This window comes from Amycolatopsis sp. QT-25, assembly GCF_029369745.1.
Lineage (GTDB): Bacteria > Actinomycetota > Actinomycetes > Mycobacteriales > Pseudonocardiaceae > Amycolatopsis.
Genome location: NZ_CP120210.1, coordinates 3498030 through 3511733 on the forward strand (window position 1 = coordinate 3498030; position 13704 = coordinate 3511733).

General features: G+C 68.7%; 11 protein-coding genes. 6 read left to right on the plus strand and 5 right to left on the minus strand.

Annotation, left to right across the window (positions count from 1 at the left end):
* From P3102_RS16200 to P3102_RS16215, 4 genes are all read left to right on the plus strand, one after another.
* Positions 1 to 3027 carry a hypothetical protein gene (locus tag P3102_RS16200; protein ID WP_276370192.1) on the plus strand — a complete coding sequence of 1009 codons (3027 nt, stop codon included), beginning with the start codon at positions 1 to 3 and terminating at the stop codon, positions 3025 to 3027.
* Between the two features lie 57 nt (positions 3028 to 3084).
* On the plus strand, positions 3085 to 3612 hold the full coding sequence (locus P3102_RS16205; protein WP_276370194.1) for a hypothetical protein: 528 nt from the start codon (positions 3085 to 3087) through the stop codon (positions 3610 to 3612).
* 427 nt (positions 3613 to 4039) lie between these two features.
* Positions 4040 to 4885 (plus strand): DUF3592 domain-containing protein, encoded by an 846-nt coding sequence (locus P3102_RS16210; RefSeq protein WP_276370196.1) that lies wholly within the window; start codon positions 4040 to 4042, stop codon positions 4883 to 4885.
* 21 nt (positions 4886 to 4906) lie between these two features.
* Positions 4907 to 6220 (plus strand): MFS transporter, encoded by a 1314-nt coding sequence (locus P3102_RS16215; RefSeq protein WP_276370198.1) that lies wholly within the window; start codon positions 4907 to 4909, stop codon positions 6218 to 6220.
* A gap of 513 nt (positions 6221 to 6733) precedes the next feature.
* Here P3102_RS16215 and P3102_RS16220 read toward each other — a convergent pair.
* Complete coding sequence (locus tag P3102_RS16220; RefSeq protein ID WP_276370200.1) at positions 6734 to 7330, minus strand: DUF6801 domain-containing protein; 597 nt, start codon at positions 7328 to 7330, stop codon at positions 6734 to 6736.
* A 368-nt stretch (positions 7331 to 7698) separates the two neighbouring features.
* Between P3102_RS16220 and P3102_RS16225 the strand changes: the two genes are divergently transcribed.
* Complete coding sequence (locus tag P3102_RS16225; RefSeq protein ID WP_276370202.1) at positions 7699 to 8490, plus strand: adenylate/guanylate cyclase domain-containing protein; 792 nt, start codon at positions 7699 to 7701, stop codon at positions 8488 to 8490.
* A 96-nt stretch (positions 8491 to 8586) separates the two neighbouring features.
* Here the strand turns inward: P3102_RS16225 and P3102_RS16230 are convergent, their stop codons facing one another.
* Complete coding sequence (locus P3102_RS16230) at positions 8587 to 9975, minus strand: Gfo/Idh/MocA family oxidoreductase (protein ID WP_276370204.1); 1389 nt, start codon at positions 9973 to 9975, stop codon at positions 8587 to 8589.
* 172 nt (positions 9976 to 10147) lie between these two features.
* Complete coding sequence (locus tag P3102_RS16235; RefSeq protein WP_276370206.1) at positions 10148 to 10843, minus strand: nitroreductase family protein; 696 nt, start codon at positions 10841 to 10843, stop codon at positions 10148 to 10150.
* Positions 10844 to 11123: 280 nt separating this feature from the next.
* On the opposite strand from P3102_RS16235, the gene P3102_RS16240 reads away from it, so the two are divergent.
* Positions 11124 to 11843 (plus strand): trypsin-like serine protease, encoded by a 720-nt coding sequence (locus P3102_RS16240; protein ID WP_276370208.1) that lies wholly within the window; start codon positions 11124 to 11126, stop codon positions 11841 to 11843.
* Positions 11844 to 12071: 228 nt separating this feature from the next.
* On the opposite strand, the gene P3102_RS16245 is transcribed toward P3102_RS16240, so the two are convergent.
* Both P3102_RS16245 and P3102_RS16250 read right to left on the minus strand, forming a co-directional pair.
* Positions 12072 to 12680 carry a twin-arginine translocation pathway signal protein gene (locus P3102_RS16245; protein WP_276370210.1) on the minus strand — a complete coding sequence of 203 codons (609 nt, stop codon included), beginning with the start codon at positions 12678 to 12680 and terminating at the stop codon, positions 12072 to 12074.
* Between the two features lie 441 nt (positions 12681 to 13121).
* Positions 13122 to 13694: a CGNR zinc finger domain-containing protein gene (locus P3102_RS16250; protein ID WP_276370212.1), complete on the minus strand. Its 573-nt coding sequence runs from the start codon at positions 13692 to 13694 to the stop codon at positions 13122 to 13124.
* Between the last annotated feature and the right edge of the window lie 10 nt (positions 13695 to 13704).

Consider the following 13704-nt stretch of genomic DNA (forward strand, 5'->3'; position numbering starts at 1 on the left):
GTGCTCGTCGGCATGCCACCGCCCCGGAATCCGCCGGACCGGCCGCTCCCGCCCGGACTGGGTCCGGCCACCTCACACGGGTACAACTGCCGTTGTGTCGCACGGCATTTCGGGCTCGATCCGGAGCCGTACGGCGAACTGCCCGCGTGCTCGCTGTCCGAACGCCAGTACCGGAAACTGCTCGTCGACGCGGTCAAGCTCCAGGACAAGGCCAAACGGTTCGCCGTCACCCGGGACGTCGTCGGCGCGCACCGGACGTACGGCAAGATGCGGGAGATCGCGCAGCGGCTGGACCGGACGGATCTCGATCTCGCCGCGGTCAGCGATCTGGCCACCGTCTGCTATTCCGCCGGTGACCTGCGCAACGCTCGCCAGTGCGCCGAAGCCGTGCTCCAGGTCTTCGAGGTCAGTACCACCGCGATAGTCCATTATGGACAATACGCCGAACTCCGGATGATCGAAGGCTCCCGGGAGGTCGCCGAGCGCGTGCTGATCTCCTTGAGCACGGAGGAAGGCGATGTCGTGAAGGCACGCGAGCTGATCGCCGGGCAACGGCGCCGGGCGGCGCTGCGCAAGGAAGAGGGGCCGGAACAGTATCCGCCCGAGTTGCTCGACGTGCATGGCGCGGACGAGCTGGAACTGCGGATCTTCGACGTGCGTGTCCAGATCGCCGCCGGGGACATGGCGGGCGCACGTGCCGCGCTCGAAGAGATCCTGGCGGCGTTGGCCGCGATCGCGGAGATCGACGAGGTGCGAGGGCAGGTGGCGGCGCTGCAGGCGATGGCGCGAGCCGAACGGGCCCGCGTCCGCCAGGCGGGCGGCGAAGACGCCGACGCGCGCGCGGATCTGCTTCGGCTGAGCGCCCAGGAGGAAGGCCGTCCCCTGGCCGCGCGGGCGAGCATCGAACTGGCGGCCGGCCGGGCCTTCGGCGGCGACCTTCCCGGAGCGGTCGCCGCGATCGTCGCCGCCCGTGACGAACTCGCGGACGCGGGTCTGAACGGTGATGTCGCGGAGGCGAGCCACGCGTTGGGCACGCTGCTGCTCTACACGGGTGACGTCGCGCAGGCGAGGGAACAGTTCGAGCACGCGGGAAAGCTCTGGACGGCCAACGCCGACGTTCCGGGCCTTCGGCGGCTCGACGTGGCGCTGGCCCGCTGTGCCACGGCCGAAGGCGACTGGGCGACGGCGGGGGAGCACGTGACCCGCGCCCGGGAGTCGGCGCGGACGTCGGGGGACTGGCCGGATCGCCTGCACACGGATTTCGTGGCGGCCACGGTCGGCTTCGCCCACGGCGAGCACCTCCGCTCGGTGCTGGATCTGCTGCTCCCCCTGGCGCTGGCGGCGGCGGAATATCGCTTCGAGTTCACCGCGCCGCAGGCACGAACGGCCTGGGCCCGCGACGTCGCCGGCCCGGCGACGGAGATGCTGATGGCGCTGCTGGCCAGGCTCCAGGAGCCGAGGCTGGCGGCGGAACTGATCGAGCGCACCTGCGCTGCCGGGGCGTACACGGGCGTCGAGGGGCGTTCGCTGGACCTCACCGGCGCGCCGCCCACCCTCGAAGTGGAGCCGGTGGCCGAGGGACTTCCGTTGGCGGCGCTGGGTTCCGTCACGTCGTCGCTTCCGTTGCGGCTCGCCCCGCCGCCCGCGCTGCGCTGGTCGCCTTCGTCGCCCATGGAGCTGGACCCGTGGCTCCGCCTCGCCGCCGAGCGATATCAGCTGCCCCGTCCGGTCGCCGAAACCGTCGAGACCTGGCCCGCCGCCAAGCCCGGGCGCGAGACGTTCCTCCTGCGCTTCGCCGACGCCGGGCACACCTTCCTGACCTGGCGGACCACGGAGGATCTCGACACCGTCCACACGCATCCGATCGACTTCGCCCTGGTCGCGACCGCTCGTCAGGTTCTGGACGCCGCGTCCCCCACGCCCCGCGAAGGCGAGAGCGTCGCCGACGCCGTCCGGCGCTCGCTGAGCGAAGACGCGTTCGGCAGCTTCGCCGGGGAACAACGTCTCGCCCGCGTCCTCGCCCTCGATCTCCTCCCCGCCGACCTGGTCGCACGGCTCCGGCGTGCCGCCGACGGCGGAAACCGCCCGCTCCTGCGCGTCCAGCCGTCCCCGAGCCTCGCCGGTGTCCCGTGGGGACTGCTCGCCCTGCCCGACCGGCGGGCAGGCCACGTGCTCGGGATCGACGAGATCGGCACCTGTTTCGACGGTGACGAGCGCGTTCTGGACGTCGCCGACGTCTCACTGCTCGCCCCGGCCGCGATCCCACGCCGCCCGTCCGCCGCCGAAGGCCCGCCCGGCTATCTGCTCGACCCGCGTATCCCCGGCCAGAGTGCCTTCGGCGAGCTGGGTTCCGTGCTCGGCAAGCAGGAGGCGACGTCGCCGCTGATCCGCCATCTCGACGCGCGGATCGCCGAAGGTCCGGTCCTGCCCGCCGCCGGACGCGGGCTCGAGCTGGTCCGCCGTACCGACACCGACCGCCGGCTGCTCGCCGAATTCTTGTCGCGGCCCTGTTCGCGCCTGGTGTTCGTGGGACACGTCAGCCGGGTCCGCGACGAGTACGGCGCGCAGACCGCGGTGCATCTGTCCTGTTCGGCCGAGCTCCCCGGCACGGCCGCCCCGATCGGCACGCACCGGCCGTTCACCGCCGCCGACCTCGTGTTGTCCGGAATGGACACCATGCCCGCGAGGGTGGCGTTGATCGGCTGCGCCAGCGCGAGCGATTTCGGCCTGGCCGAACCGTTCGGTGTGCTGCTCGCCGCCGTCGCGGCCGGCGCGAGGCTGGTCGCCGCGACGGTCTGGGCCTTGCCGACTTCCGCCGCCGTGCCCGGTGCGGACCCGATGTCCGAACTCGTGATCGCCGTCGACACCGCGCTCGCCGGGGAGGATCCGGTGACCGAGCTGTGCGCCTGGCAGCGGTCACGGCTCGCCCGCTGGCGCGAGAAGCCCGAACCGGCCGGCTCGCCGGTCTTCTGGGCGCCGCTGACCTGCCTCGACGCGACCGACGACGGCAAAACCTGGGTTCGGTAGCAAGCCGGTCCGCCCAAGCTGTGTCCAACACGAACGACACGGCGAAAGGCGGGACTGATGTTCAAGAAGATCCGCGACAAGATCAACGACGCGACACAGCAGGGCATGGCGCGTGGTGAGCAGGACTTCCACCGCCACGCGGAACAGTTCCGGCAGGCCGCCGCCGCGCAGGGTCACGACATCACCCCGCGGCTGCCGACTCCGCAGCTGGCCGCGCAGGCCTTCCGGAGCCTTGGCTCCGACCCGGACATGGCGGCGTTCATGGCGCTGCCGATGGACGAGCAACTGCGCCAGCAGCGGGAACTCCAGGCGTACGGCACCGAACTGCGGCGACTCTACGACACCTGCGAGCCCGCCACCCTGGTGATCCGCGCGTTGGAGCCGACCGGCCGGAAGATCGCCGGACAGGCGCAGTACACCGCGACGCTCGAGGTCACCCGTGCCGACGGCGCCACCTACCGGACGGTGACGCAGCTGATCGCGCCGTTGGCGACGATCCAGCAATACGCGCCCGGAACCCGCCACGAGGCCCGCGTCGACCCCGCCGACCCGGCGAAGGTCGCCGTGTTCGGCCCGATCGCATAGCGCGGAGCAAGTCGAACCAAGAGTGTCTGGGATACCTACTGCATTCAGGCTTCGACTGATCGCAGGTCCGTGACGGCCTCGTTTCCTTCGCTGATGGCAGGAAAGGGCGTCACGTACTTCGGCAGGGGTGTGGATCAGGTTTCGTCGGCTGCGCCGGTGCGCCTGGGGCGGACGCGGGGAAGAACCACGGCGGCGACAATAGCGGGCACTGAGATCAAGGTTTCCTTTGTGGACAGTTGCAGTCACACCAGGCTTCTTGAGCGATTTCGCGCCTGTCTCTGATTTCAGCACGCCACGGTCGACTTGCCTCTCACTAGTGCTGGTAGCGACGCCGCGACTGGCCCGGAGAAGTGACCATACGCATGAACCCCTACCGAAGGCTCGCGAGCGCGGTCGCGGGTTCACCACCAACAGAGAGGCGACGGCTATGTTCGCGTCCTTCGAGTTCGGCCTGCCGGGAGACCCTCGGCGGACTCGCCGTCCCGGCCTGCGCCTGTGGCTGCTCGGCGTGCCCACGACGCTCGCCTGGGCGGCCGTGGGCTGGTCGGGTGCACTCGGGCTGCTGGACGGCCTCCGGCTGATGTCACTGAACCGCGTCGACGCGTGGGGGCCCGACGCGGGCCCGGCGGTTTCGCTCGTCCTGTTCTTCAGCGTCTCGATCACGGTGGCTTCGTCGCTCGGGTTCGCGATGCTGTGGGGCGGCGGGATGTCACTGCGGGGAATGGGCGTCGGCTTCCGGGCGAGCAGCCTCGCCGCGTCCCTCGGGGTCGCGCTGGGCAGCGGCGTCGCGATCCCGTCCTGGACGCCGCCCGAGTCGGTGGGGCACCGGCTGCCGTCCGACCCCTGGACCGAGGCGGACTGGATCGTCTACTACGAGCCGTATCTCGTGCCGGCGGTGGCCGGGGTGACGGCGCTGGTCATGATCATGGTGCTGGGGCGGGCTTTCGTCGCCAAGGCCGAGGCGGACGACCGTGCGCAGGCGCTGGCCCGGACCGGTCGCCGGGTGATCGGGCACGTGCTCGGTGTCGAGTTCACGAACGTCTGGGTGCTGGGGAGTCCGCGGTTCCGTGTCCAGGTCCGGTTTCCTGCGGACGGCGGTGAGCGGACCGTCGTCGCGACGATGATCACCTCGCCGACGCAGGCCCCGGCCCGCGGTTCGACGGTGCGGGTCACCTACGACCCGCGGAACCCCGATTCGGTCCAGGTGGATCCGGACCCGGCCGATCGGGCCGCCGGCGGAGACTTCGGTGCGTTCCTGCCTCCGCTGTTCTGATCGCCCTCTACACTCGCGCGGATGGACGAACAGACGGCAGAGGTGTCCACCGCGTCAGCGGTGCGCAAGGCGATGATCCGGCTGGTCCCGTTACTCGGGCTGCTCTATCTGCTCAACTATCTCGACCGGGTCAACGTCGGGTTCGCGGCGCTCACCATGAACGCCGACCTCGGCATCAGCTCGACCGCCTACGGGCTCGGCGCGGGCCTGTTCTTCGTCGGGTACTTCTTCTTCGAGGTGCCCAGCAACGTCATCCTGCACAAGGTCGGCGCCCGGATCTGGATCGCGCGGATCATGGTCACCTGGGGCATCGTCGCCTCGGCCACCGCGTTCATCCAGGGCGAGGTCAGCTTCTACATCGTCCGCGTGCTGCTCGGAATCGCCGAGGCCGGGTTCTTCCCCGGCATCATCCTGTACCTGACCTATTGGTTCCCGCGTAAACAGCGGGCCAAGATCGTCGCGCTGTTCTTCCTCGCGGTGCCGCTTTCGTCGGTCATCGGGAGTCCTGTTTCGTCCCTGCTCATCAAGCACGGCGACGGTGTCCTGGGCTTCGACGCCGGCTGGCGCTTCATGTTCTTCGCCGAAGGGGTGCCGTCGATTCTGCTCGGGGTGGCGGTGTTCTTCCTGCTACCGAGCAAACCGAAGGACGCGAAGTGGCTGACCACGGGGGAGCGCACGGCGTTGCAGACGGCCATCGACGCGGAAGACTCCCGTGCGGTCGGCAAGGAGGTGAGCACCCGATCGGCGCTGACCGATCCGCGGGTGCTCGCCCTGAGCGCCGTCTACTTCGGGATCATCTTCGGCCTCTACGTGCTCGCGTTCTTCCTTCCGCAGGTGATCAAGGGCTTCCAGCAACAGTTCCAGACCGACTACAGCATCGTGGAGATCGGGCTCATCACGGCGATCCCGTACGCGGTGGCCGCCGTGGCCATGGTGCTGTGGGCCCGCCATTCGGACCGCACCGGCGAACGGGCGGGGCACGTCGCCATCGCCGCGTTCGTCGGCGCGGTCGCGATCGCCGGCGCGCTGTATCTCGGCTCGCCGCTGTGGGTGATGATCGCGGTGACCCTCTGCGCGGTCGGTGTGTTCACCGCGATCCCGGTGTTCTGGCAGCTCCCCAACGCCTTCCTGACCGGAGTCGGCGCCGCCGCCGGAATCGGCCTGATCAACTCCTTCGGCAACCTTTCGGGTTTTGTCGGCCCCTACCTCACCGGCTGGTTGCAGGGATTGACCGGGAGCTTCCGCGCCGGGATGTGGGTTGTCGCGTTCTTCATGGCGATGGCGGGGGCCATCGCGTTGACTTTCCGCAACAAGGACAAGACCGCGATCAAGTGAGGTGGTCGAAGTCGCCGTTCACCCACCGGATGTGGGTTTCGGCGCTGCGGCGCACCACGGCGGCCGACAGCGGGATGTGCTGGGAAAATCGCGCTGGAACGACATCCAGTCCGGCGCGAGCCCACCCGATATCGTGTCCCGGTCAGGATGCCGCCGTCCGGCGTCCTGACCACGGCGTTGCCGCGCATATGCCCGCCGAGCCGGACGAGTTCGAGGCCCGGCAAGGGTTCCACCCGCTCGTCCCGGAACTCGAACGCCGGATTCGGCGCGGGCAGCCACTCGCGATTGCGTTCGTCGACCAGAACGGCGGATCCCGGAGCAGGGTGCCCGCCGGGGTCACCGCGACGAACGACCAGTGCCCGATCGCGAACGCACCGGGGAGGCTCGGGAGTGGCGGGGTGTTCGAGACCGCACCTGCCGCAAATCCACCTGATCGACAGCTTGCGACCTCCAGCGCACTGGAGGTCGAGACGCGTCTTCCCCCGGCTCGCCGAGCCGGGGGAAGACGGGGGTTCAGCTGACGGTCGTCTTGCCGAGGACGGCGTCCTGGCCGGGCGGGTCGAGCGCGAGCTGGACGTCGAACTCGCCGAGGGAGCTGTCGGTGACGATGTGCGAGGTCGCCGCGGCGTCCACGCTGCTGGTGGCCTCACCGGCGGGGGTCCCCGCGGGGACGGTGAAGTCGACCTTGCCCGCCGCGGTGAACTTCAGCGGTCCTTCGGCGGGCACCTCGGTGTCGGGGATCGGCAATTCGATGGGGATCGCGATCTTCTGCTCGCCGAGGGCGATGTTCACCTTCGAGCTGATCGTGCCGGAGAGCTTCTTGGCACCGACGAGCCGCAGCCCGTCGCCCGCGGCCTGACCGGCGTCGACGTCGAGCGTGAAGGGCACGGAAACCGGTTCCCCGGCCTTCGCCGCCGCCGGGATTTCCGCCTTCACGACCACCGCCACCTGCTGGTCGCCGATGAGGGGGAAGCCGCCCTTGTACGTGAGATTCTTTTCGACGGCGGCAGCGGTTCCCGCCGCGGCGAACATGACCGTGCCGGCGACCGCGGCCGCGATCCCGGCCGCGCAGAACCGCCGAACACCCTTCCGTACGAGGGTTTCCGTCATGTCAGGTCCTTTCGTCGTTGAATGGGCTCGCAGCCGAATGTAGGTGGAAAGTCACCAACGAGGAAGGGAAAGATATCTTGCTTTTTCTTTACGCGCCGATCTTGTCACGCGTAGGTGGAATGACGTTTTCGTGAATTGTCACGCAAGAGCGGAAAAGGGAAATGCGCGCCATGTTCTTGTCATCCCGGTGACAGGTGAGCTTGGTGACGGGAGCCGAGGACGGGCTCCTAAGGGGACCTACGCGTGAACCCACGCCGCTATCGCGGTGGCCGGACGCCATGACCGCCCACGGGACGTGTTCTGCCGGGTCGCGTCCTGCCGGCGTCGATCGCGGGGTGGGTTCACCACCAGGCACTAAGGTCTTGATCGTGACCGAACGACCCGAGCCTTGGCATCGCCGGACCCGCACGTTCCTGCGTGCGACGGACCAGCGTGGCGAACTGGTGCGCGGGGCGCGGTTCCTCCGCGGGCTCGTCCCGGGGGACGGCACGCCCGGTGACCCGTTGGCGCCGTCGACGGGCCGCTCGTCCGACCGGCTCGCCCGCCTGCTCACCGAGGCGGGTGCGGACCGGCCCAGCGCCACCCGTGAGCTGGGACTGGCCGCCGTGCAGGCCTGGCAGGCCGTCCGCCGGACCGGGGCGCCGCCGATGTCCGCGGACGGGATCACGGTGCTGTTCACCGATCTGGTCGGCTTCTCGACCTGGGCCTTGCAGGCGGGCGACGAGCGCGTGCTGGAGTTGCTGCGTTCGGTCGCCGAGGTGACCGAATCGGTCGTCGCCGGGCATCGCGGCAGTATCGTGAAGGGGCTCGGCGACGGCGTGATGGCCGTGTTCGCCGACCCGGGTGAGGCGGTGAAAGCCGCGTACGAGACATGCTCCGCCGTGAGCGTGATCCAGGCCGAGGGCTACCTGCCCCATCTGCGCGCGGGGCTTCACCGGGGCAACCCGCGCCGCGTCGGCAACGACTACCTCGGCGTCGACGTGAACATCGCCGCCCGGATCATGGCCGCCGCCGACGGCGACGAGGTGCTGGCCAGCGGAAGCGTCGTCGACGAGCTGGACCCCGGCGCGGTGCTCGTGCGCCCGCGCCGGAATTTCCGTGCCAAGGGCACCCCGAAGGATCTCCGTGTCTACCGCGTCGTGCCCCGTTATTCCTCCTGAGTCGTCGAAGGTGGTGACACGAGCACCAGCCAGGAAAGACCGTGAAGGCCTCCTTTCCCGCGTCGAGCAGGGAAGGAGGCCTTCACGGATCGCACGTCAGCCGGGCATGTCCGAAGGCTGCGAATCCAGTCCCGCCCGGGGCTTCGGCCAGCCGCCGCGCGTGAAGTCCGGCACCGCGACCGGCTTCCCTCCGCGCTCGAGGGAGACCACGCTCAACGGAACGGGGGAGCACCAGGCCGCCGAGTCGTAGACGTCGATGTCCGGCACCAGCCCGGCGCGCATCTGCTGCACGATCCGCCACTGCAGCACGTAGTCCATGCCGCCGTGCCCGCCGAGGTTCGGATCGTCCTTGAGCTTCTTCCACAACCAGTGGTCGTGGCGTTCACGGTACGGCCCGAAGTCCTTCCACGCGTGCCCGCTGTGGTCGGGCTCGACGTAGACGCGGGCGGGGTAGTCCTCCACGATGCCGCGGCTGCCGGCGAGGCTGTTGATGCGGCTGTACGGCCGCGGCGAGCTGACGTCGTGTTCGGCGCGGATGATCCGCCCCTGCTCGGTCTCGATCAGGCAGGTCACCAGGTCGCCGTTGACGTAGGTCTCCTTCCACGACGGATGACCCGGCGGCATGTGGCGTTTCCGGTAGTCGGCGAGCCCCTTCGGTTCGGTCGCCGTGGCGCGCAACGTGGCGAACCGGTCGCCGCGGTTGACGTCCATACAGGCGGCGATCGGCGCGAGGCCGTGCATCGGATAGAAACTCGCCGTGCTGCGGGTGTGCCACTTCCGGCGCCACGCGTCGGTGTAATACGTGTCGGAGAACAGCAGTTCGCGCAGGTCGTGCAGATAGCCGCCGTGCCCGTTGGTGACCTCGCCGAAGACGCCCTCGTGCGCCATCTTGAGGATGGCCAGTTCGTTGCGGCCGTAACTGCAGTTCTCGGCGAGGAACAGGTGTTTGCGCGTCTGCTCGCTGGTGTCGACGAGGTCCCACAGGTGGTGGAGTTCGGTGGCGATGGGCAGTTCGACGCCGACGTGCTTGCCGGCCAGCAGGGCGGCCTTGCCCTGCGGGTAGTGGAACTCCCACGGCGTGGCGATGTAGACGAGATCGATGTCGTCGCGGGCGAGCATCTTCTTGTAGGCGTCGGAGGATCCGCCGTACTCGGCCGGGCGCGGGCGCCCGTCGGCGGCGAGCTTGTCCGCGGCGGCCTTCGCACGCTCGGCGCGGATGTCGCAGACCGCGGTGACCGCGGCACCCGGTACGGCGCTCCACCCGCCGATCATGGACATCCCGCGATTGCCGAGACCGATCATCCCGATCCGGACGGTCCGGTGCCGTGCGAACGGCACCCCGATCATGCTGCGCTGACCAGGACGGCGAGGCGCGCTTTCCGCCTCTTCGGCTGCGGTCGCGTTCGTCGGGATCGCGGCGAGCGCCCCGGCGGCGAGCGCGCCACCGAACAGTGTCCGCCGGGAGACAGAGGGCAGGTCGGCCATGAAGAACACTCCTTCGTGTCACCTTCGGTGCCCAGACCTTGTCCAATCGCCAATGGACATGTCAAGAGATGCGTCAAAGTAAGCATTAAACTGCACTAATGTGCAGTTTGACTGTTCGTTCGCGGGTGCTTCGCGCAACCCGGGTGCGCGCACACCCGGGTCACGCTCGCGCTCAGCGGCGGATCAGCACCTGGTCGATCGACTTGCGCACCAGGTTCGGCACCACACAGTCGTCGGCCGGATAACCGACCGGGATGACGGCGAACGCCTTCTCGTTTTGGGGCCGTTCGAGCAGTTCGCCGAGGAATCGCATCGGCGACGGCGTATGCGTCAGCGCGGCCAGCCCGGACAGATGCAACGCCGTGATCAGCATGCCGACCGCGATGCCCACCGACTCGTCGACGTAGTAGTGCTTGTGCTTGGTGCCGTCCTCGTCGAGGAAGTAGCGCTGCTGGAAGACCACGATGAGGTACGGGGCGTCGGTGAGGTGGGTCTTGACGGAATCGGTACCCAGGGGGCGCAAGGCGGAAAGCCACTCTTCGCCGAGCCTGCCCTCGTAGGAGACGCGCTCCTCCTCTTCGGCCGCCTCACGAATCCGTTGTTTGGTCGCGGCGTCCTCGATGAGCACGAAGGTCCACGGTTGCTGATGAGCGCCACTGGGGGCGGTGGCGGCCACCGCGATGGCGTCCACCAGCACCTGCTCGGGTACCGGATCGGCCGAGAACATCCGCACGGTGCGGCGGGTGTCCATGCGGCGGCGCAGATCGGCGGCGGTGGCCAGCGATTCTGCCGCGGGCATGCGGGCCGGACGGTAGGGCACCGGCTCGAAGGGGTCGCCGTAGGTCGGGGTCCACTGTGCTGTGGTCATGATCCCGATTGTGGTGGCGGACCCGGTTTTCGGGAAGCCCCGGAGCGGGGTTATGTCCCTGGGGTTATGCCGCCATCCGTCTCAAGTGGACGGACGCCGGTCGTCGTAACGAGCGGGTCGTTCCGCTACCTAGAGGGCCACTTAGCGGTGGTCGCGGCGGACAGATAGGTACCTGTTGCACGACTTTCGTCGGTGTCAGATTTCTCTTGCCGCGCCCCAGAATCAGCACACTCGTCCCCATCGCGCGACCGAACCCGGGTCGCAGAAATGAGTCGGAACCATGCGACTGCGCTCCTTCGCCCTGATCGCCGGCACCGCCTTCGCGGCGCTGCTCGGCGTCACCGCCCCCGTGGCGTCCGCCGCGGAACCGTCCTCCGATGTCCAGCCGATGATCATCGGCGGCCAGAACGCGTCGAGCGGCCCCTGGGCGGCCAGGCTCTTCGCCAACGGCAGGCAGACCTGTACCTCGACGATCATCGCGCCGCAGTACATCCTGACCGCGAAGCACTGCGTGGCCGGCAGCGGCACGTTCACCTTCCGGATCGGCAGCCTCGACCAGCAGAGCGGCGGCACCATGGCCACCGGCTCGACCGTCACCCGGCACCCGAGCGCGGACCTCGCCATCGTGCGCCTCACCGCCCCGGTGAACGCCACGTACTCGCCGCTGGGCACCACCGCCAACGTCTCCGTCGGGCAGACCGTCCAGGTCTACGGCTGGGGCGCGACCAGCCAGTGCGGCTCGGAGATCAACTGCCAGTCGCGCTACCTGAAGGTCGCCAACGTCTCGGTCACCTCGGTCTCCTGCCGTGACTACAACGGTGGCATCGCGGTCTGCGCGCGCCGCGGCGACGGCATCACCGCCGGCGGGGACTCGGGCGGCCCGATGTTCGCCTCCGGCCGTCAGGTCGGCGTCGCGTCGACGAGTGACCGGCAGACCACGACCGCGTACACGAACATCACGCGGTACCGGCCCTGGATCCAGCAGATCGCCGGCGTCTGACGGCTGACTGTGGCGGAGCCCTCCCCGGCGCTTGCCGGGGAGGGCTCCGTGCCGGCTATTTCGTCGTGTCGGCGGGCCGTGGGTTCGAAGGTCGGCGGGCCGTGGCCGATCGCGCTCACGGCTTCGGTTCGGGGAGCGTGGCCGTCCGCCGCGCAGCCTCAGGCCGGCGCGGCGGACGGCATACCCGCTGCGACCTCTCGGTCGCCTGGCGGTGGACAGGGCCTTGCTCTAGTCGGGACGGCCGACCTGGGTGTTCGACAGGTCGAGACCGATCGCGAAGTCCGCCGCGTAGCCGTTCCCGGCCTGCTGTGGACGCAGCAGCATCTGGGCTCCGCCACTGCGGTAGATCGCGTCCCGGCTGTTGGTCGTGTCGGCCGGGCCTTTCCGCCGGTACGGCTCGGTGCGCAGATAGGCCGCACCGAATTCGGGGGTGAAGTAAAGCTGTGAGGTGAATTCGTACGGCCGGCCGTTGGTTCCGACGGTGCGTATTTTGAGGTGGATGTGCAGTGTGCGTCCCGTATACCAGCCCGGCAGAATGGTCGTGAACCGGGCCGCTCCCGATTGGTCGGTGTTCTGGTAACCGCGCAGGAAACGGCGGCCGCGACTGCCCTGGGACGGAATGTCGGAGTACAGCCCGAACGCGTCGCACTGCCAGAGGTCGACCATGGCGTCCGGAAGTGGCGTGCACACCTGCTGGCGAATCTGCTGAACGGTGAAATTGAGTGCCAGCGGAGTACCGGCGACCAATTGCCCGGTGGATGGCTCGCTGCGGATGTCGGAGCGGTTGAGCCGTTCGTCGACGAAGTACGGACCTTCCATTTGTTCCGGCTTGACCACGCAGTCCAGCGTGCAGACCTCGGGTGTGCCGGTGCCGGAGGTGGTGGCACTCGCGGTGGCGGCTCCGGCGACGGTGAGCGTCGCACCGGCTGCGCCGAGGAGAATCAACGCCTGCCGCCTGCCGAGTACCCGGCCTACAGGTTCATCATCGTCATGCATGGGTTTCCTTTTCGCCGAATGATGGGAGCGAGGGAACTGAGCGCGGCAAGGGCCTGGTTCAGGGTTGCCGCGCGCATTCGATTGTCCACCACGGCTCGTTCACTGTCGACAAATTTCACTCTCGCGCATCATACTTCGAAGTAGGCAGCTTTTTTTGATGGGGCCATATTCTCGAACCGCTATTACGGCATTTCGCCTACGAAGCCTCGAATTCCGATTGGAAAAGTCCACAGTGGCGGATATTTCGCTCATCGTCGGACAAACTCGTAGTCCTCGGGCAGTTCAAGCGCGGTGAAGCTCGGGCGTGGATATGGAGGCCCTGCGTGCCCGGTGGTTGGCCACGTTGACGCGATTTCCGCACAATCCCGGCATGCAATAGCGCCGCCGTCCGGGACGCGTCGTGTCGATGAACGCACCTCGGCAAGCGGGTGCGCCACAGGCGCGGAACCGTGCCACGCCGAGGGTCTGGACGACGCCGAGTATTCCGACGCCACAGCTCAGGGAAAGCGCGTCGAAGACGGTCGCGCCCGGCCGGAGCGAGACGGCCCATCGAGCGCGGCCGGAGGAGGTGTCGAGGGTGACGTCACCGAGCGAAGAGGTGAGCGCGGTGGCGCCGGTGATGAGCCGGGCCCGGTCCGGATGGTCGATCAGCTCCCGCACCGTGTCGCGTAGCCGGTGAACGGCACGCACCTCACCGGTCCGGGTGGGCTCAGGCAGTGAGTGAAGCTCGGCGAAGGTGGCGAGAGATGTCAGGTCGGGCAACTTGTCTTCACCGTGCCAAACCTCTGCGGCGGTGTTGACCAGCTCAGTAGCGATGCCCGCCGCCCGGACGTAATCGTCTAACGCTACTTGCATCCCTTACCGG

Excerpts from the sequence above, each read along its gene's own strand:
- P3102_RS16250 (WP_276370212.1), bottom strand. The coding sequence starts at position 13,694 with ATGCAAGTAGCGTTAGACGATTACGTCCGGGCGGCGGGCATCGCTACT.
- P3102_RS16240 (WP_276370208.1), top strand. The coding sequence starts at position 11,124 with ATGCGACTGCGCTCCTTCGCCCTGATCGCCGGCACCGCCTTCGCGGCG.
- P3102_RS16220 (WP_276370200.1), bottom strand. The coding sequence starts at position 7,330 with ATGACGGAAACCCTCGTACGGAAGGGTGTTCGGCGGTTCTGCGCGGCC.
- P3102_RS16235 (WP_276370206.1), bottom strand. The coding sequence starts at position 10,843 with ATGACCACAGCACAGTGGACCCCGACCTACGGCGACCCCTTCGAGCCG.
- P3102_RS16205 (WP_276370194.1), top strand. The coding sequence starts at position 3,085 with ATGTTCAAGAAGATCCGCGACAAGATCAACGACGCGACACAGCAGGGC.
- P3102_RS16215 (WP_276370198.1), top strand. The coding sequence starts at position 4,907 with ATGGACGAACAGACGGCAGAGGTGTCCACCGCGTCAGCGGTGCGCAAG.
- P3102_RS16230 (WP_276370204.1), bottom strand. The coding sequence starts at position 9,975 with ATGGCCGACCTGCCCTCTGTCTCCCGGCGGACACTGTTCGGTGGCGCG.
- P3102_RS16210 (WP_276370196.1), top strand. The coding sequence starts at position 4,040 with ATGTTCGCGTCCTTCGAGTTCGGCCTGCCGGGAGACCCTCGGCGGACT.